Source organism: Pedobacter petrophilus, assembly GCF_009674725.1.
In the GTDB taxonomy this organism is placed as follows: Bacteria; Bacteroidota; Bacteroidia; order Sphingobacteriales; family Sphingobacteriaceae; genus Pedobacter; species Pedobacter petrophilus.
In genome coordinates this window covers 129132-147682 of sequence record NZ_WKKH01000010.1, presented here as the reverse complement: position 1 = coordinate 147682, position 18551 = coordinate 129132, and the positions used below count along the sequence as shown (strand labels likewise).

Sequence of the window (18551 nt, the reverse complement as noted above, 5' to 3'; positions counted from 1 at the left end):
GTTACAACCTTCCTAAAACAAAATATTATTTGGAAAAATTTTAATTATTATTTGGATTTAAACACAGTTCATCCTGAGCTTGTCGAAGGACTTACAAAAATGCCTTTTAGGGCGTTTCGACAAGCTCAACATGACAAGTTCCAAAAACAAATTGATTTATGATACAGCCTCTTTAAATCAAAAATATATTTTCTTACTTAAGGTCGTTGAAGTTAATGATTTTAACTTCCGGATTTTTAGCCAGAATTTCTTCCATCCATTTACGGTGTGAAGCACCAACGCCTACAACAACCCGCTTCGCTTTTTTGGCTTTGGCCTGATCGATGATGTTTTTACACATGCCTTCATTTCTGAGTTCCCATTGTTTCATCATCGCTTTAACCGATTCGGTGGGAAAACCAGCGTATCCATAGAAATGGCTTCCACCGTAAAAGTTCCAGGACTCGTCTAATACGCTATATTTCTGGCTATTCATCCCCGCATAAGCATCTTCATTATAAGCTTTCGCCTCTTCTGGTGTGAATGATGAATAAGCGTCTATGGCTTTTACCGTTGCTGCCTCTGCTGAAGTCGTATCGGCCTTTGCTTTTGTCAGCATCACTTTATACAAAGAATCTGTTTTTGCCCAGGCAATGCCCCAGGGTTTGTCATATGTCTGGCAATCCATATTGTAAATCTGATCTTGTTTCAATTGATAAACTAATGGAAAATAGATTTTACTGTATTCGCTGCCTGGTCTGAAAAATTTAATGGCTTTTAAGGAGTCAGAACTGCCAAGTGTTTTCACGTAGGCCGCTTGTTCTTCTTTACCGAAACTATTTTTCATTTCTGTTTCTAAAACGAAAATTTGATAATCTGCATTTCCACGATCCCATTTTTTAGCATAGTTCACTGCCAAATCCATGCGGGTTTTGTGATAGAATGGAAAAGAGTTAAGTGCTTTTAACTCTTTTTTAATTTTAGTATCTATGTTTTTTACCGTTTCCGGATTTCGTTTTTGCACATAGTCGTACTTGTTTTGAAAAGCCTTTTTAGCCCAATGGTCATTTTCCAGTTTTGCATAATCTTCCGCTGGCAAATATTCTCCAAAAACCATATCAGGCTGGAAGTTTTTCAATTTGTTTATAACTGCCTGAAAATTCTGTGTTGATTTCGAGTTATCATGAGCAGAGCCCACGATTACAATTTCGATTTGATTTTGGGCATTTGCTTCTATTGCAATGCCAAGTAAAAGTAATAAGGTAAGGCCAAGGTTAGTTATTGTTTTCATCATGAATCTTATTTTGGTTTTGTTGATTCAAAGATGAAAAACTGCCTGCAACTGGAATATTTAATTATCCCAACGGCTCGAAATATTATCCGAAATCTGATCGTTGAGGTTTTCTGGTTTGGAGAGCGAATCAGCTGATTTGAGATCAGCTTTTGGATCACCCGGATAAACGTTATTAGATCGTTTTATAGAAATTAACAATCAGCTTAAATAAATCTTTATACTCGGTAAGTGGTAAAGTTTCGGCTTGATCAAATACATCGTGATAGGCCGTTGGGCCGCCTTGGGTGTATATAAAGAAAGCTGGAACGCCTTTCTCGGTAAAAAAGTAATGATCGCTGTTTGCGGCTTTTCCGCGGGCATTAATTTTTGAAATTAATTTCTCCTCATCATTAATTTTATTCATTAAAGAAAATGCTTTCGGATAAACACTTGCGTTCACAACGGTCATTCCGCTTTCGCCGGTTCCAACCAGGTCGAGGTTAATCAGAAATTTAATCTTACTTAAAGGCATCAATGGGTTTTCAACAAAATACCTCGAACCCATTAGGCCGGCTTCTTCGCCTGCGAAACAAATAAAGCCAATTGAGTATGGTTGTGGATTGGCTTTGTAATATTTCGCCAGACTTAACAAGGTAGCCACTCCGGCAGCGTTATCATTGGCACCCGGGAAATAAGTGTCTTTTCCCATTCCGCCTAAATGATCGTAATGGGCAGTAATCACCAGCATAGAGTCCGGATATTTTGTGCCCTTTACCAAACCGCAAACATTTGATGCTTGAAAATTTTGAATAAACTGATTTTCTATTTCAACCTTTAGCTGCTTTGGAACGCCTGTGAAATTCTTACGGCTAATTTCAATTGTTGTTTCCGTTGAAACTTCTGTGGCTACAGACCAGGTAAGCTTGTCTTTCAACTCAACTTTTAAATTTGGATTGACCGCAAAATGTGTACTATCGATTGCCTGCAAACTTCCGTTTTGTTTTACCGATGGGCTGGCATTGCTGATGATAAAGTCTTTTCCAGGTCGAAGTGCCTTCCCGTTAATTTCTACCAGCATTTTACCTGGAAACGTATTTACAGGAAAAGAAAACCCTTGCTTAAAATCATTACCCATCGGGGATAATCCGATCTTTCTATATTCTGCTGATAAGAAATCAGCCGCTTTTTTCATGCCATCTTTGGTATAGCCTCTTCCCCAAAATAGAGGAGCCGTAAGTGTATTAATGGTTTTGCGTACGTAAAGAGCATCCTGAGCAAAACCATTGGCAGAGGAAAGGATAAATAACAAAATGACGATCTTTTTCATAAAGGTGATCCAGGAGGGGTAAGTTAAATGAATTTCCCTTTTTAAACGATAAAATCGTTTGGATATTTGTGCACTCGTTATAAACGAGCGCACACCAAAGAACGAAAGTTAAATTATTTATTTTCCTAAATACGGCTGTAATGCGGCTTTAACTTTCTCTTTATTTTGAGCTGAAGTCCAATTGTCTTTAATAGATTGATCACCTAAAGAGAACAGGGTTTCGTAAAGTAATTTATCATTTACTTTTGTCTGAACTTTGAAGTCTGCTGACGATGTTTTAGCTAAATCAGCCCAAACCTCACGAACATCTGCCCAATAGTTTTTCTGTGTATTCCACCATTTCTGAGCGTATTCAAACTTCTTCGGGTCTGTTTTTGTAAATTCTTCATAACCTTTTTCTACCGCTACTAACTGATCACCTTGTGGTGTACGAAGCACTTTTTTATTATCCTGCTCAAACATCCAGCCATCTGTGGTAATCGTAATTCTGCTGCCTCGGTTTAACACGTTATAATCTTTACGTACAGTAGATTCTCTTCTTGGAAGTGGAGAATCGGTTTCGCTCGACCAGGCATCATGGCCACCTACATGGCTCCACGTTCCATAGCCCTGGTACCGCGGACTATCATCTACCTGATAAATTTTTTGTGTCCATTTGCCTTTTACTTCTGTTGGAGTTAATGTTTTTTTCGTCCACGCATTATCCTGAGTGTAAAGCATAATTTCAGGATCTTCATACGTCCAATCTTGGCGCCAGTGTTTTATAACCGTAGAATCGTTTATGGCCAATAAGTGTTGAATGACGATTCGTTTAGGTTCATCGACAATTATTTCAGCCCATTCATTTCCATGGCTGCGGTAGGGCTTGCTGAATTGGTAACCTGGATTAGGGGAAGTTACTTCGCCATAATTGAAGGTAACTTTATAGAAGCCAGCTAAAGATTTAATTGCTTTTCGATCTTGCTCCAGCTTGTCTTGAGCATGCAAGTTGACCGTTAAAAATACTGTTAGCGCGAAGAGAAGGTTAAAAATTTTCATTTTATTTTAGGATTTAGGTTGTGTTTACACATCTGCAACTGCAGGATTTTTCTTCTTTTTCTTTTTGCCCCACCAGATAATGAAACCAGTGATGGGTAAACTGGCTGCGATGAAACTGCCAAAAAATGCCAGGATTTTTCCAGGTAAGCCGAGGATGGCACCCACGTGAATATCATAATTCATCCCAATTAAAGCTTCACCTGCATTTTTATCAGATTGATTTTTACGGTGGAGTAATTTCCCCGTATACTGATCGAATTGTAACACGTCAAAATTCCAGTAGGTTTCATCGCCATGATAACCTGTTGCGTAGATTGTTCCTGTACCACCCGCTGCCGGTGACATGCCAATTCTATCAAAGTTTTTAAACGTTAATTTGGCAGTATGGAAAGCCACATCAAATGGATTTGCAGAAACAGTTTTGGTAGAATCTGATTGCACATTGGCTTGTACAGGTGGCGTAGTACTTCTGGATGCAACAACATAAACTGTAGTCTGGAACCATTGAAACGTCCAAACCATTCCGGTGAGCGCCAGCATTAAGCAAATGATCATCACATAGAAACCCAATACATTGTGTAAGTCGTAATTGACCCGCTTAAATTTCGCACGCCATTTAACTTTAAAACTTTTATCAAAGTTTGATTTTTTCAGGTTCTTCGGCCACCACATAACCATCCCTGAAATCAATAAGAATACAAAAATAAAGGTAGCCCAGCCAATAATTTGCTGGCCGATGGGATGGTTAATCAGAAAGCTCCAGTGAAGCATTTTAATAACGGCAAAGAATTCATATTTATGATCTGCAACCAGCGTTACTTTACCCGTATATGGATTAATCAACACTAAATCATAGTAATCTATGGAGTCGAAATACCAGAAAGCTTTTGGATCTGCTGCTTTATAAGTGCCAAATTCCCAGGCGCGATCCGGAGCTTGATAAGTAGAGATAAAACTGATATCTTTCTTGCCGCCCAGTGCCGTTTCGGCCGTTCGTTTGAGTACACTAAGTGGAACGGTTTGTGGATTGGCAGGTACTTCCACAAAAATTTCTTTTTGATGAATAAATTCTGTGATCTCTTTTTGAAAAGCAAAGATACAGCCGGTGATCCCCAGGTGAAAAACCACTAAACCTGATGCAATGCCAAGCCATAGGTGTAGCCAATCGCTGATTCTTCGAATCCTCGATTTTCTGGGTTTCTTTTGTACGGGTTGCTTTTCTGCCATCAATCTCAAGAATAAAAATCACCAATTACCAGTTTTAGCTGCCAATTGGTGATCAATAGTTTTATGTTTTATTAGTTAATCTGGGTAGTATAAGTAACCAGGTGCCAAACTTTTTCATAGTCTTTTCCATTCAGCTTTCCGGCAGTTTTATCTTCCGTAAAAGCCTCTACAAAATAATTGCCCTTTGCTTCTGGCTTGAATGTGAATTTTCCTTCTGCATCAGTCTCGGTGGGGATTGCCTTTCTTTCAGGGTTCACCAGCGTTAATTTTTGCTTTGCGAAAGGCGCTTTGTTGTAAATTACCCGGTGCATTGATGATTCGCCAACTTTTGAAACATGCTTTTCTGGCCTGATGGTTAGTGCGGCTTCTGCAGGGAACGCATCATTTATTTTTGAACTGCCAACGGCCACATCAGCAAAGGCATAATATTCAATTTTAGCTTTATCATAGATATCCGCAACCACATGTACTACTGATAATTTGTAAGTCCCATTTTGATCTGGTGTAAAATTGGCTTTGTAGAATCTTACATCCGGCGAAGCCGATAAAAAGGTGGTTTTGCCATTTGGAGCAGTTAACATGAGTTTAAATGACTTTAAGTTACTGAACCATTTTGCTGCAGAATCTGGTTCATTAGCTTCATATTCTCCGAAGAAAATCTTCACTTCCTGTGCTTGCCCTTTCTTGCCATTTGTAGCCGTTTCAATCCATAAGGCATGTGCAAAAGCACTCGTTACGCTAAATGCTAAAAAGAAAAATAATAATGATAATTTAGTTTTCATGATGTTTTTGGTTAAGGATGAACCGGTAAAAACTATCTGACCAATTTTTACCGGACAATGATGTTAGAATTTATAAGCTACCGTTACCCGGTAATTTCTTGGTGCTTCAGCTTGCCAGGAATATGCGGGTTGGTTATAGTCTGGAGCGTTCCAGTAAGTAGTGTAGTAAGAGCCGCTATACAGGTATTTATCTAACAGGTTAAATACATTCGCATTAATTCTTAATTTTTTATTTGCCCAGAATAAGCCGCCATCCAGTTTAAAATAATCTGGTAGATTTTGTTCAGGATTGGAAGGACTAAAGTTTGCCGTTGCGCGGTCTACCAGATAAGTGAAACCACCTGAAATGCCAAAACCTTTTAATGTACCGTTCTGTAAGCTGTAGGTTAACCATGCATTGGAAGTATGCTTGGCAAAACCCGGAATTACCTGACCAACAAATAATGTGGATTGTTGTAAGCCATCTGCAACCTTTGTTACTTTACCGTCTGTATAAGCGTAATTTGCAATTAGGTTTAAACCTTTTACAATTTCGCCACGTAAATCGAATTCTATTCCCTGTGCTCTTTTTTCGCTTACAACAACGCTGAAATTTTCACCAGCTGCATTAGAAGGATCGGCAGCCAGTTCATTTTGTTTCATGATTCTGTAAACCGATAATGTGGTATTCCAGCGGCCATCAAACCAATCTTTCTTAATCCCAATTTCCTTATTGTTTCCAGTGATGGGTTCAGCAGTAGAACCATCACGTAAGAAGCCAGATTGAGGGGTGAATGCTTCATCATATAATGCGTAAACCGAAGTGTTTTTATCAACAGATACACTTAAGCCCACTCTAGGCGTAACATGTTTTGCCTTATCTGGCGGGCTGCCATAGGCAGACTGACTTACATAGGTGTATCGGCCTGCAAGGGTTAACCTGATTTTGTTTTCCCAGAAACCCAATTCATCCTGAACGTAACCACTTAAGTATTTTGAGTTTATTAATCCACCCGCAGCAATAGCCCTTTGTTCTAAACTGGTGGTACGATCGAAGTTCGGATAACCATTTGATGGGAAACCGTAGTACGGATTTGCTAAATTGAATGGAGATGATGGTAAATCTAAATCATGAGATTGACCCCAATCAGCCATGTAGTTTTTCTCACCCCCATCAAAACCCGCCAGAATCCGGTGTACAATACCACCAGTTTCTACCGTGCCATTGATAAACAACTGTGCTAATTTCATGGTGCTTTCAGCATCCCATATGCCTACATTTCTGATAATGGTTCCATTATCGTAAACAGCAGATGGCCATGAACTGGAACCAGTTTGCAAGTACTTGTAATAAGCCGCCTGAGCTGTTAATTTCCAGTTTGCGCCCAATTGCTGCTGAAGGTTTAACGTTAAGCTGTGGTCGTTAATTCTGGTTGGTTGTACTCCAGGCTGGGTATTGGTAAAATCCCTTGGTAAGCTGGCATAGCCTTTTGTGCTGAACAGATAATAAGAGCCAACCTCAGTCATTTTAGCATTTTGCAAAGTGTACTCTGCAGTAAGTTTAGTGCTTGGCGTAATTTGATAGCTTAACACAGGGGCAAAGCTATACCGGTCATTATGCTCGAAAGGCCTGAAAGAGGCTTTGTTTTGTGCAGCTGCATTTAAGCGGAATAAGAACTTTCCATCAGCAGTTAATTTATGATCAAGATCTATGGTTGTTCTGTATAAATCGTAACTTCCGGCGGTGAATGAAACTTCACCCTGATTTAAGCCAGTAGGTTTTTTGGTTACCACATTGTACATTCCACTTGGATCGCCATTGCCGAGCATAAAACCAGCCGGGCCTTTTACAAATTCGATATGGTCTACAAAGCTCAGGTCTTCTGTTAATGGCCCCCAATAAGAGGAAACTACATTAAATCCGTTGCGCATGGCTTGAATTTGTGAACCCCTCATTAAAATATTGGTATACATATCACCCCAATGTTCTAAACGCACCGCACCACTGACATTTCTGATTAGGCCGTCGCTCATGCTTATAATTTGCTGATCCTTAATGGCCTGACTACTTACCACCTGGATGTTTTGCGGGGCTTCTAAAAGCGGTTCATTTAATCTAAGGGTAGCAGAAGGTAAACTCACTTTGTATTTTTCATTAATCCCGGCGATGGTTACATCCTCTAAAGCCTGGTCATTTTCCTGAAGTACAAAATCGACAACAATGTTTTGACCAGCTGAAACCGTAATGCTTTTTTCTGAAGTATTTATTCCCACGGCTGATACCCTGAGTGTATAAGTTCCTGGTTTTACACGGTTGATGGTATATTTACCGTCATCATCAGTGGTAGCACCCTGGCCTTTCCCTTTTAATCCAACAGTGATGTAAGCCGCGGGTTTTCCATCTGAAGTGGTCACTTTGCCCTTTATGGTTGATACCTGTTGGGCAAAGGCACCCAAAGTGCATAATAGTAAGAAGAATGTGAAACTAAAAAGTCTGATTTTAAGCATGCTAAATTTATTTGGATTAATTCTAAACAACCGCAAAATAACGGCAGAAAAAATTATAATCCAAATAATTTGTAACAATTCTAAATAAGGCAGCCGATTAAAAGCAGTCGTAATCTAATTAATGACTGATTATCAAGTGTTAATGATAAATTTTATAGGTGCGGGTTAAAAGATAATCCGGAACTAAATGGCTTTAGTAAATAATGTGAGCATATTAAAAACAGGTACTTTCTTTGTCTGCAGAGACAGCGAAAACACCTGCTCAATGCCTAATTATTTAATTTGTAATACGCGCAAACTCAATGGTCTTTCGGTATCATTGGCTGGTGTTATTAATCCTCCGGCAATCACATCATAATGGTAGCCTGCCGTAAATGTTGTGCTTTCAGAAACAGCTTTTACTGTTCCACCAGCGGTTTCTTTCAAATCAAGAGTAAATGTTCCCGGGTCTATTGCAATAAATCCGCTTGTGGTTTTAAAAGTTTTATTAGTGGTTAAGCTGGTTGTTGCGTTTGTTTTGGCCAGATCAAAAGCAGACGCATCCGGAGAAAGGTTAATCAACCTCACATAAGCCTTATCTGTAGAAGGAACACCTAAATCGTCTGTAATAGCCAGAACATCCAGGGCACCCGGCTTGTTAATTAAATAAAAAGATTGGTAAACACTTGCACTTAGTGTAACCGTTTTGGTGAGCAGGCTTTCAGCCGAGTTCCCGCTGGTAAACTTTAAAGCATAAGAGCCTGCATTTTGAGTGCTGTAAGCTGTAGAACCAACATATGGCAGGGCAGCAGTAGTAAGTGCCGATCCATTTAAATAAACATTATAGGTGCCCAGCGTTGGCGCCATGTTAATTACCCTAAAATTTGATAGGGTAGAATCTACTGCTTCTTGTTTTTTACAAGCGTTAAGGCCGATTAGTAGAGATAGGGCAAGGAAGGAATAGCATTTAAACTTCTTTAGGGTAAACATCATCATGAGTTTTGGTTTTAATTTTAAAGTATGATCTAACCGTAAACGACTACGAGCTGGTAATCGCTACAGCGCTACAAATATTGATTTTACGATGATGAAGAGGTGTTAAATGGTGTTAAGCTATGTTAAAGTTCAGTTTAATTTTTTAACAATGTTAAATTATGGGTAGTGTTCAGTTTTTAATAAGATTGCCGTAATTGATATACAGAAGGCATTGTAGCTAATTATTAGAAAAATAATGGTCAGGCTAGTTTAAAAAATCGTTACTATTTAATAAAAAAAACAGTTTATTATTGTGTAACTCAATTTTTATTTAAACCTTTGCACCTCAATAGAGTTAAAGCCGTTTTTATACGCAAGAAATGATTAAACAAATTTTACATAAACTTTCTGTTTTTACAGCGCAATTAGTGTCTGGGAAGAGTTTGTTTATTAATCGTTTTCAGCCCGTATTTTACTATCCCACAAGCCGGCAAAATTTTACTCCACGTATTTAGTACTCCACTAAACGTAATGAGGAATTGATCCTCTCTAAAAACCCAATTAACAAGAATACTTATAATTTTTCGTTAGAAAACGAATGGATATTAACGAATTTATAGTGCAGGTTGCACTTCCTGAACATCGTGTATTTGCAGAAGAAATTGTAACCGAGATGGCCGAATCTGCGAAAGCACGGGGTACTGGTATTGCAAAGCGTTCTCCAGATTATGTTGCTGGTAAAATGATCGAAGGTAAAGCAGTTATTGCTTTCCATAAAGATGGCACTTGGGCCGGCTTTTGCTATATCGAAACGTGGAGTCATGGTCAGTTTGTAGCCAACTCCGGATTAATTGTTTCTCCGAAATTCAGGAAAGCCGGTTTGGCGCATGCCATTAAGGAACGTGTTTTCGAGCTTTCCAGAAGTCTGTATCCTAAAGCCAAAATTTTCGGTTTAACTACTGGTTTAGCTGTAATGAAGATCAATTCTGACTTAGGTTACGAACCTGTTACCTACTCTGAATTAACCCAGGATGAAGAATTTTGGAAAGGCTGCCAAAGCTGCGTAAACTTTGAAATTTTGAAAATGAAGGAACGTAAAAACTGCATGTGCACCGCTATGCTTTACGATCCGGCAACGCAAAAGCACGATGCGGCAAAGAAATTTGCAGAAGAATTACAAAGGAAACCGAAATTATATGAGCGCTTTATGCGTATTAAGCAACAATTAGTTGTTAAACCTAAGCCGAAGAGTGGCTTGAAATCCATTTTATTTTTATTTACCTTATTATTTAAATAATGAAGAAGAAAGTTGTTTTAGCCTTTAGCGGAGGTCTTGATACCTCATTTTGTTGTATTTACTTAGCGCAAGATCGCGGATTAGAAGTTCATTCTGTAATTGTAAATACAGGTGGTTTTTCTGAAGAAGAATTACAAGAGATTGAGAAAAGAGCTTATGCTTTAGGTGTTGCCTCTCACGCTGTGGTAGATGAAACTGAAAGTTATTATAATGAATGTATCAAATATCTAATTTTTGGTAATGTATTAAAAAACGCCACTTATCCGCTTTCTGTTAGTGCAGAGCGTGTAAGTCAGGCAACGGCTATTGCCAACTACGTTAAAAAAGTAGGTGCAGATTATGTAGCCCACGGAAGTACAGGTGCAGGAAACGACCAGGTGCGTTTCGATATGATTTTCAATATCCTGATTCCCGGAGTTGAAATTATCACACCAATCAGAGATCTGAAATTATCCCGCGAAGCGGAAATAGAATATTTAGCCGAGCACGGCGTAGAATACAGTGCTGAAAAAGCAAGATATTCGATTAACAAAGGCTTATGGGGAACATCTGTAGGTGGAAAGGAAACCTTAACTTCTAACGAAACTTTACCAGAAAGTGCATGGCCAACTCAGGTTTCGGAAACAGCATCTCGTAAAATCGAACTGACTTTCGAAAAAGGGGAGTTGGTAGCCGTTGATGGTGAAACGCTGGAGCCAGTAAGGGCGATTCAAAAGTTACAGGCCATCGCGCAGCCATATGGTATCGGTCGCGATATCCATGTAGGCGATACCATTATTGGGATTAAAGGTCGCGTGGGTTTCGAAGCTGCTGCACCAGTATTGATCATCAAAGCACACCATACTTTGGAAAAACATACCTTAACGAAGTGGCAGTTGAGCTGGAAAGAACAATTATCTTCTTTTTACGGGAACTGGTTGCATGAAGGTCAGTTTCATGATCCGATTATGCGGAATATAGAAGCTTTCTTAGCGGATACCCAAAAAATGGTGAGCGGTAAAGTGTTCATCGAATTGTTGCCATATCGTTTCCAAATCATTGGAATTGAGTCGAACCACGATTTAATGAGCAATAAATTTGGAAGCTACGGTGAAATGAATAATGCCTGGAGTGGTGAAGATGTTAAGGGTTTCTCTAAAATTTTCGGCAATCAGGTGATGATTTGGCATAAAGTAAACAGCGAGGCGTAGCTTCAGAGGTTTAAGTTTAGAGGTTTAAGGCGTAAGGTTAAAGCGCCTAAACCCTAAGCATTAGACCTTAAACCCAAAACCTTTTAAATATGAAAATTAAAGCAGGAATAATTGGTGGCGCAGGATACACAGGTGGCGAAATGCTTCGTATTCTGGTGAACCATCCAAATGTGGAAATTGCTTTTGTAAACAGTACCAGTAATGCCGGGAATTTAGTTTCTGATGTACATACAGATTTAATTGGCGATACAGATCTTAAATTCGTAAGTGATATTCCTCAAAACATTGACGTATTGTTTCTTTGTGTTGGCCATGGTGACGCGAAGAAGTTTTTAGCGGCCAATCCAGTCAGTGATAACATTAAAATCATCGATTTATCACAGGATTTCAGGTTGGCTGCAAACGCTAGTTTTTCAACTCCAGACTCAGGACTTCAGACTAAAGTCTTTGTTTATGGTTTACCCGAGTTGAATCGTGATGCCATAAAATCAGCTAAAAATATTGCAAATCCAGGCTGTTTTGCAACTTGTATTCAGTTAGGTTTATTGCCATTGGCGGCTAAAGGATTGATCAACGAAGAAGTTCACATCAATGCAACTACCGGTTCAACCGGCGCAGGACAAAGCCTTTCCGGCACTTCTCATTTCAGCTGGAGAAACAATAACCTTTCGATTTATAAGGCTTTCGATCATCAGCATTTGAATGAGATTGGAGAGAGTTTGTTGCAGTTACAACCATCGCTTTCGGAAGCATTAAACTTTATCCCGCAACGCGGTGCTTTCCCTCGTGGAATCTTAGCGTCTCTGTACTTAGAAAGCGATTTAACTTTAGAAGAAGCCCAAACGATTTACGAAGAGTATTATAGCTCGCATCCTTTTACACATGTAAGCCGGAAAAACATTGATTTGAAACAGGTGGTAAATACCAACAAGGCACTGGTTCATGTAGAAAAGCATGGAAACAAATTATTGATCATCAGCATCATCGATAATCTGCTCAAAGGCGCCAGCGGACAAGCGGTTCAAAATATGAACCTGATGTTTGGTCTGGAAGAAACGGCAGGGTTGAGGTTGAAGGCTATGGGGTTTTAAGTTTTAAGTAATACGTTTTAAGTGTATGCAGAATTTTAAAGATTTGAAAGTTTGGGAGAAAGCCCATCACCTTACGCTAAGTATTTATAAAGTAAGTGCGAAATTCCCAAAAGAAGAAGTCTATAGTTTAACAAATCAGCTTCGGCGGGCATCGGCATCAATACCAGCTAATATTGCCGAAGGATGTGGGAAAAACTCACAAGCAGATTTGGCGAATTTTTTAAATATTTCTTTAGGTTCAGCAAATGAAACTGAATACTTTTTGATTCTATCAAAAGATTTGAATTATCTGACCGAGGAACAGTTTACAATTTTATCAAATAAAATTAATGAAGTTAAGGCAATGCTGATCAGCTTAATTGGAAAAGTCAGAACAACTAAGCATCCAAACCTATAACTTAAAACGTACAACTTATAACCTAATAACCATGCAACTATTCGACGTTTACCCACTTAACGATATAGAAATTACCAAAGCATCAGGCAGCAATGTTTGGGATGCGAATGATCAAAAATATTTAGACTTATACGGTGGTCATGCAGTGATTTCCATCGGACACACCAATCCACATTATGTAAGTCGCTTAACAGACCAGTTAAACAAGGTTGGCTTTTACTCCAACTCTGTTAAAATTCCTTTGCAAACTCAACTTGCTGAAAAATTAGGTCAGGTTTCCGGGAAGAAAGATTACCAGTTATTTCTGGTTAACTCTGGTGCTGAAGCCAATGAAAATGCTTTGAAACTGGCCTCTTTTTACAACGGAAGAAAGAAAATAATTGCTTTTAGCGGCGCTTTCCACGGACGTACCTCTTTAGCCGTTGCGGTAACCGATAACCCAAAAATTGTTGCACCGGTTAACCAGACTGAAAATGTAATTTTCCTGCCTTTTAATAACGAGGTAGCATTAGAAGAAACTTTTAAAGCACAGGGAAATGAGATTTCTGCAGTTATTATAGAAGGTATTCAAGGCGTTGGCGGAATTAAAGAAGCCTCGAAAAGTTTCTTACAAAAAATCCGTTCACTTTGTGATGAATACAATGCTGTATACATTGCCGATTCTGTGCAATGTGGTTATGGCAGAACAGGTTTGTTTTACTCGCATGATTATGCTGGTGTAGAAGCCGATGTTTATACCATGGCAAAAGGAATGGGCAACGGGTTTCCTATCGCAGGAATTTCAATTGCTCCAAAATTTAAACCCTGGCATGGTGAATTAGGGACCACTTTTGGCGGCAATCATTTAGCGTGCGCTGCGGCTCTTGCAGTTTTGGAAGTGATTGAAAAAGAAAACCTGTTAAAAAATGCTGAAGAAATTGGTAATTATTTGATTGCTGAACTGAAGAAATTTGAGCAAGTTGTGGAAGTTCGTGGTCGTGGTTTGATGATTGGCATTGAGTTACCTGCAGAACTTGCTCATGTTAAAAAAGAATTACTATTTACACACCATATTTTCACCGGCGAAGCGAAGCCAAACGTGATCCGTTTGCTGCCTGCTTTGAATTTAACGAAAGCACACGCTGATGAATTTTTGGGGGCTTTTAAGAAAGCGGTTAAGGGTGTAGGGCATAAGGCGTAAGGTTATGCGAGACTACAAAAAACTTGACGTTTGGAAAAAAGCACATGAACTAAATATGTTCATTAAGAAAGATATTGCCACAAAATTTCCGAAGGAAGAAAGATTTGAACTTACGTCTCAATTAACCAGAGCCTCTTTATCAATTCCTTTAAATATTGTTGAAGGATGTGGTAGATTTACAGATAAGGATTTTGCACATTTCCTAGATACAGCTTTAGGGTCGACAAATGAGATTGATTATTGTTGCTTATGTGCTTCAGAATTGAATTACATAAGCGAAGAAGAGTATAAAAAAGTAAACCAGTCAATTAATGAAGTTAGAGCGATGCTAATTTCTTTTTTGAAATTTTTAAGAGCTGGTGCAGGAAAACCTTAAACCCTACACCTCAAACCTTATACCGTAGTAAAAATGAAACTTTTCACTTCCGTACATGATGTTCCAAGCATCAAACAATTTGTAAAAGATGCGCTTGAATTAAAGGCGAATCCTTATGCACATCAAGATTTAGGTAAAAACAAAACCCTAGGTTTGGTTTTTATGAATCCAAGTTTACGCACCCGGTTAAGTACGCAAAAGGCGGCCTTAAACCTGGGTATGAATGTAATGGTGATGAATCTGGATAAAGAAGGTTGGGCCTTAGAAACGCAAGACGGAGTAGTAATGAATGGTTCAACAGTTGAGCACATTCGCGAAGCTGCTGCAGTGATGGGCCAATACTGTGATATTCTCGGATTGCGTTCTTTTCCAAAACTAATCGACCGTGAAGAAGACTACAGTGAAGATTTCTTTAACAAATTTGTAAAATACTGCGCGGTTCCTGTGGTGAGTCTGGAGAGTGCTACGCGTCATCCGCTCCAGAGTTTTGCAGATATTATTACCATTCATGAAACATGGATGAAAAAACCTGATGGTGCAAAACCAAAAGTTGTTCTGGCCTGGGCTCCTCATGTAAAAGCTTTGCCGCAAGCGGTTCCAAATTCTTTTGCCGAATGGATGTGTAAAGCACAGGCAGAAGGAATGATCGATTTTACCATCGCTCAGCCAGAAGGATACGAGCTCTCAGAAGATTTTACGCCAGGTGCTGATATTCAGTATAACATTGAAGAAGCTTTAGCTGGCGCTGATTATGTATATGTGAAAAACTGGAGCAGTTACGAAGAATACGGAAAGGTTTTATCTTATCCGGGTGGATGGATGATGGACAACGAAAAACTCAAGTTTACCAATGATGCTAAAGTAATGCACTGTTTACCCGTTCGCCGTGATTTGGAATTATCTTCTGAAATTCTCGACGGACCAAATTCATTAGTTATCCATGAAGCAGGTAACCGATTATGGGCTGCACAGGCGGTAATTAAAGCAATGTTGGAAACGTTATAAAAACAAATACAACAGATTAACAGGATGAACACAGATGTTGCGATTATTAATCTGTGGTTAATTAATAATTTAAAATTGCATTACATCGTGGGATAGAATGAACCATTAAATAATATGGGTAAATCAGTAGCAAATCTGGATTTTGATAACATCCTTTCGCTAATTACGGAAGCACGAAACCGTGTATATGTAAAAGCGAATGCCGAGCTGATTATGCTTTATTTTAATGTAGGTAAAATTGTTTCTGAGAAAGTGGTCCAGGGAAATTGGGGTGAAGCTACAGTAAATGATTTAGCTTCATACATCGCCGAAAAACAACCACTTTTAAAGGGTTTTAATCGCCGCGGACTTTATAGAATGAAACAATTTTATGAAGTTTACAGCCAGCCGGAATTATTAGAATTAATTGATGTTGATCATAAAAATCCAATTGCGTCAGCACTGCTGACACAATTGGAAAATTCAGATAATCAACAGGTTATATTTGTGTCAGCACTGCTGACACAAATCAGCTGGACAAATCATTTGTTAATCCTGTCCAAAACAAAATCTGGAGAAGAAAAGATTTTTTATATCTATCAAAGCATAAAAGAAAAGTTATCTACACGAGAACTCGAACGCCAGTTAAATACGGCTACCTTCGAGCGCACCATGCTCAGTAATAAATTAGGCTCACAAATAACAACCCAACTGCCCAAGGGCATTTTTAAAGACCCTTATATTTTTGAGTTTTTGTCTCTGCCTGAACTCCATTCGGAAAACGATTTGCAGCAGGCCTTAATTAAAAACCTTCAAAATTTTATTCTGGAGATGGGAAAAGGCTTTACCTATATGGGAAGTGAATACCGTTTGCAGGTTGGAAACAAAGACTATTATACAGATTTATTATTTTACCACCGCGATTTGCAATGCATGGTATTATTTGAGCTAAAAATCGAAGAATTTCAGCCTGAATTTTTAGGTAAATTGAATTTCTATCTTGAAGCACTTGACCGCGATGTTAAACGAAATCATGAAAATCCAAGCATCGGGATTCTATTGTGTAAAGGAAAAGATGTAGAAGTGGTCGAATATGCTTTAGCCAGAAATGTATCTCCGGCATTAATTGCCGATTATGAGACCAAATTGATCGACAAAAAACTGCTTGCCAATAAATTGAATGAATTAACCGAACAATTTTTTAAAAATGAATAATAATTTACTCACTATCATAAAAATAGGTGGAAACGTAATTGATAATTCTGAGAAATTACATCACTTTCTGTTAGATTTTACCGCACTTCCGGGCGATAAGATTTTGGTTCATGGCGGTGGGAAAATCGCAACTGAACTTGGTGAGAGCTTAGGCGTCGAGGCCAAAATGATAGAGGGTCGTAGAATCACTGATATTGAAACCCTCCGCATTGTAACCATGGTTTACGCCGGGTTAATTAATAAAAATATGGTTGCCCAACTTCAGGCTAAAGGCAGTAACGCAATAGGCTTAAGTGGTGCAGATGGAAATGTAATTAAAGCAAAAAAGCGTCCTGTAGCAGAGAAAACGTACGGAGAAGATGCGGGTCCGCAAGCCGGTGCGGTAATAGATTATGGTTTTGTTGGCGATCTAGACGAAAATTCAGTCTCTTCCAAAACGTTGGATAGCTTGCTTAAGGCCGGCTTCGTACCGGTATTATGTGCCATTACGCACGATGGAGATACGCAGCTGTTAAATACAAATGCCGATACCATTGCCTCTTCGGTGGCCGTGGCCATGTCATCTCTTTACCAAACCCGTCTAATCTATTGCTTCGAGAAAAAAGGAGTATTGAAAGACGTTAATGATGATGCATCTTTAGTAAGAGAGATCAGAGCCGATGAGTTTGAAGGCTTAAAAGCCGATGGAACGGTTCAAGGGGGAATGATTCCGAAATTGCATAATGCATTTGAAGCGATTAACAAAGGTGTGTCTGCTGTTTATATCGGCAAAGCCGATGAACTGAATGAACTGGCTGATGGAACTTTCGGCACTAAAATGCTGAAATAAGGTAGAGGATGAAGGTTAAAATGATCAATACAAACCTCGTAGGTTTTTAAAACCTACGAGGTTTAATATACACAACCAACAGAAAATAATAAACGAACCACATGAAAAAAATAGCCATTATCGGTAGCGGAAATATTGGATTATCTTTAGCAAAAGGATTGGTAAAAGCTGATTTCGCTCAGGCAGCCAACATCACGCTAACCCGTAGAAATATCGATCATCTGAAATCTTTTGCTGATGCTGGGTTTGTAGTAAGTAACCAAAATAAAGAAGCGGTTGTCAGTGCAGATGTGGTTATTTTAGCCGTTTTGCCACAACAGTTAAATACCGTTTTAGATGAGATTCATTCCTTCATAGATCCAGCCAAACACCTGGTAATTTCTGTTATTTCTGGCGTAAGTTGCGCTGCCGTTCGAGAGAAATTAGGGGAAAGTGTAGAAGTAATTCGGGTGATGCCAAATACGGCAATTGCCATCGGACAATCAATGACTTGTATCGCCAGCGACAATGCCTCTGCAGAAAACATTGCAGACGTGACTAAAATGTTTGAAACCGTTGGCTCTGTAGTAAAAATAAACGAAGATTTAATGACATCTGCAACGGCATTATGTGCTTGCGGTATTGCCTTCTTTTTAAGAGCCATCCGAGCAGCGTCGCAAGGTGGGGTTGAAATTGGTTTCCATGCAGATGAGGCTTTGAAAATGGCAGTTCAAACCGCAAAGGGTGCTGCAGATTTACTTTTATTACATGGCACACACCCGGAATCAGAAATAGATAAGGTAACTTCGCCGAAAGGCTGTACCATTGCGGGTTTAAACGAAATGGAACATAATGGTTTTAGTTCCTCCTTAATAAAAGGCATTAAACTTTCCGCTTTAAAAGCCGGGAACCTGTACACTAAAGAGAGCTAAAAGACAAAAGCTTA

General features: G+C 39.0%; 17 protein-coding genes. 10 read left to right on the top strand and 7 right to left on the bottom strand.

Annotated features, from left to right (window positions below; translation table 11 throughout):
• Positions 1–193 precede the first annotated feature (193 nt).
• The 7 genes from GJU39_RS09045 to GJU39_RS09015 form a co-directional block, all read right to left on the bottom strand.
• A complete protein-coding gene (locus GJU39_RS09045) occupies positions 194–1273 on the bottom strand; it encodes a DUF5694 domain-containing protein (RefSeq protein ID WP_154280467.1) in 1080 nt (359 codons plus the stop codon).
• Between the two features lie 172 nt (positions 1274–1445).
• Positions 1446–2579 (bottom strand): M28 family metallopeptidase, encoded by a 1134-nt coding sequence (locus GJU39_RS09040; RefSeq protein ID WP_154280466.1) that lies wholly within the window; start codon positions 2577–2579, stop codon positions 1446–1448.
• A 117-nt stretch (positions 2580–2696) separates the two neighbouring features.
• On the bottom strand, positions 2697–3617 hold the full coding sequence (locus GJU39_RS09035) for a DUF6607 family protein (RefSeq protein WP_154280465.1): 921 nt from the start codon (positions 3615–3617) through the stop codon (positions 2697–2699).
• 24 nt (positions 3618–3641) lie between these two features.
• On the bottom strand, positions 3642–4844 hold the full coding sequence (locus GJU39_RS09030) for a PepSY-associated TM helix domain-containing protein (protein WP_154280464.1): 1203 nt from the start codon (positions 4842–4844) through the stop codon (positions 3642–3644).
• A gap of 71 nt (positions 4845–4915) precedes the next feature.
• Positions 4916–5626 carry a DUF4198 domain-containing protein gene (locus GJU39_RS09025; protein ID WP_154280463.1) on the bottom strand — a complete coding sequence of 237 codons (711 nt, stop codon included), beginning with the start codon at positions 5624–5626 and terminating at the stop codon, positions 4916–4918.
• A gap of 63 nt (positions 5627–5689) precedes the next feature.
• Positions 5690–8113, bottom strand: coding sequence for a TonB-dependent receptor (locus GJU39_RS09020; RefSeq protein WP_154280462.1), 2424 nt, complete (start codon positions 8111–8113; stop codon positions 5690–5692).
• A gap of 273 nt (positions 8114–8386) precedes the next feature.
• Complete coding sequence (locus tag GJU39_RS09015) at positions 8387–9088, bottom strand: DUF4397 domain-containing protein (protein WP_154280461.1); 702 nt, start codon at positions 9086–9088, stop codon at positions 8387–8389.
• Positions 9089–9665: 577 nt separating this feature from the next.
• Here GJU39_RS09015 and GJU39_RS09010 point away from each other — a divergent pair.
• The 10 genes from GJU39_RS09010 (at position 9666) to proC (ending at position 18537) form a co-directional block, all read left to right on the top strand.
• Positions 9666–10364, top strand: coding sequence for a GNAT family N-acetyltransferase (locus GJU39_RS09010; RefSeq protein WP_154280460.1), 699 nt, complete (start codon positions 9666–9668; stop codon positions 10362–10364).
• A complete protein-coding gene (argG, locus tag GJU39_RS09005; protein ID WP_154280459.1) occupies positions 10364–11554 on the top strand; it encodes an argininosuccinate synthase in 1191 nt (396 codons plus the stop codon). Before GJU39_RS09010 ends, argG begins: the two co-directional genes overlap by 1 nt.
• Positions 11555–11643: 89 nt before the next feature.
• Complete coding sequence (gene argC, locus GJU39_RS09000) at positions 11644–12645, top strand: N-acetyl-gamma-glutamyl-phosphate reductase (RefSeq protein ID WP_154280458.1); 1002 nt, start codon at positions 11644–11646, stop codon at positions 12643–12645.
• A 25-nt stretch (positions 12646–12670) separates the two neighbouring features.
• Positions 12671–13042 carry a four helix bundle protein gene (locus GJU39_RS23550; RefSeq protein ID WP_209437611.1) on the top strand — a complete coding sequence of 124 codons (372 nt, stop codon included), beginning with the start codon at positions 12671–12673 and terminating at the stop codon, positions 13040–13042.
• 31 nt (positions 13043–13073) lie between these two features.
• Positions 13074–14222, top strand: coding sequence for an aspartate aminotransferase family protein (locus tag GJU39_RS08995; protein ID WP_154280457.1), 1149 nt, complete (start codon positions 13074–13076; stop codon positions 14220–14222).
• 4 nt (positions 14223–14226) lie between these two features.
• The gene (locus GJU39_RS08990) at positions 14227–14598 is read left to right on the top strand and encodes a four helix bundle protein (protein ID WP_154280456.1); all 372 of its coding nucleotides are present in this window, start codon (positions 14227–14229) and stop codon (positions 14596–14598) included.
• Positions 14599–14631: 33 nt separating this feature from the next.
• Positions 14632–15603: a Rossmann-fold NAD(P)-binding domain-containing protein gene (locus GJU39_RS08985; protein ID WP_154280455.1), complete on the top strand. Its 972-nt coding sequence runs from the start codon at positions 14632–14634 to the stop codon at positions 15601–15603.
• Between the two features lie 114 nt (positions 15604–15717).
• Positions 15718–16797 carry a PDDEXK nuclease domain-containing protein gene (locus GJU39_RS08980; RefSeq protein WP_154280454.1) on the top strand — a complete coding sequence of 360 codons (1080 nt, stop codon included), beginning with the start codon at positions 15718–15720 and terminating at the stop codon, positions 16795–16797.
• On the top strand, positions 16790–17626 hold the full coding sequence (gene argB / locus GJU39_RS08975) for an acetylglutamate kinase (protein ID WP_154280453.1): 837 nt from the start codon (positions 16790–16792) through the stop codon (positions 17624–17626). Before GJU39_RS08980 ends, argB begins: the two co-directional genes overlap by 8 nt.
• Positions 17627–17727: 101 nt before the next feature.
• Complete coding sequence (gene proC / locus GJU39_RS08970) at positions 17728–18537, top strand: pyrroline-5-carboxylate reductase (RefSeq protein ID WP_154280452.1); 810 nt, start codon at positions 17728–17730, stop codon at positions 18535–18537.
• Positions 18538–18551: the final 14 nt, after the last annotated feature.

Excerpts from the sequence above, each read along its gene's own strand:
- GJU39_RS09045 (WP_154280467.1), bottom strand. The coding sequence starts at position 1,273 with ATGATGAAAACAATAACTAACCTTGGCCTTACCTTATTACTTTTACTT.
- GJU39_RS09040 (WP_154280466.1), bottom strand. The coding sequence starts at position 2,579 with ATGAAAAAGATCGTCATTTTGTTATTTATCCTTTCCTCTGCCAATGGT.
- GJU39_RS09035 (WP_154280465.1), bottom strand. The coding sequence starts at position 3,617 with ATGAAAATTTTTAACCTTCTCTTCGCGCTAACAGTATTTTTAACGGTC.
- GJU39_RS09030 (WP_154280464.1), bottom strand. The coding sequence starts at position 4,844 with ATGGCAGAAAAGCAACCCGTACAAAAGAAACCCAGAAAATCGAGGATT.
- GJU39_RS09025 (WP_154280463.1), bottom strand. The coding sequence starts at position 5,626 with ATGAAAACTAAATTATCATTATTATTTTTCTTTTTAGCATTTAGCGTA.
- GJU39_RS09020 (WP_154280462.1), bottom strand. The coding sequence starts at position 8,113 with ATGCTTAAAATCAGACTTTTTAGTTTCACATTCTTCTTACTATTATGC.
- GJU39_RS09015 (WP_154280461.1), bottom strand. The coding sequence starts at position 9,088 with ATGATGATGTTTACCCTAAAGAAGTTTAAATGCTATTCCTTCCTTGCC.
- GJU39_RS09010 (WP_154280460.1), top strand. The coding sequence starts at position 9,666 with ATGGATATTAACGAATTTATAGTGCAGGTTGCACTTCCTGAACATCGT.
- argG (WP_154280459.1), top strand. The coding sequence starts at position 10,364 with ATGAAGAAGAAAGTTGTTTTAGCCTTTAGCGGAGGTCTTGATACCTCA.
- argC (WP_154280458.1), top strand. The coding sequence starts at position 11,644 with ATGAAAATTAAAGCAGGAATAATTGGTGGCGCAGGATACACAGGTGGC.
- GJU39_RS23550 (WP_209437611.1), top strand. The coding sequence starts at position 12,671 with ATGCAGAATTTTAAAGATTTGAAAGTTTGGGAGAAAGCCCATCACCTT.
- GJU39_RS08995 (WP_154280457.1), top strand. The coding sequence starts at position 13,074 with ATGCAACTATTCGACGTTTACCCACTTAACGATATAGAAATTACCAAA.
- GJU39_RS08990 (WP_154280456.1), top strand. The coding sequence starts at position 14,227 with ATGCGAGACTACAAAAAACTTGACGTTTGGAAAAAAGCACATGAACTA.
- GJU39_RS08985 (WP_154280455.1), top strand. The coding sequence starts at position 14,632 with ATGAAACTTTTCACTTCCGTACATGATGTTCCAAGCATCAAACAATTT.
- GJU39_RS08980 (WP_154280454.1), top strand. The coding sequence starts at position 15,718 with ATGGGTAAATCAGTAGCAAATCTGGATTTTGATAACATCCTTTCGCTA.
- argB (WP_154280453.1), top strand. The coding sequence starts at position 16,790 with ATGAATAATAATTTACTCACTATCATAAAAATAGGTGGAAACGTAATT.
- proC (WP_154280452.1), top strand. The coding sequence starts at position 17,728 with ATGAAAAAAATAGCCATTATCGGTAGCGGAAATATTGGATTATCTTTA.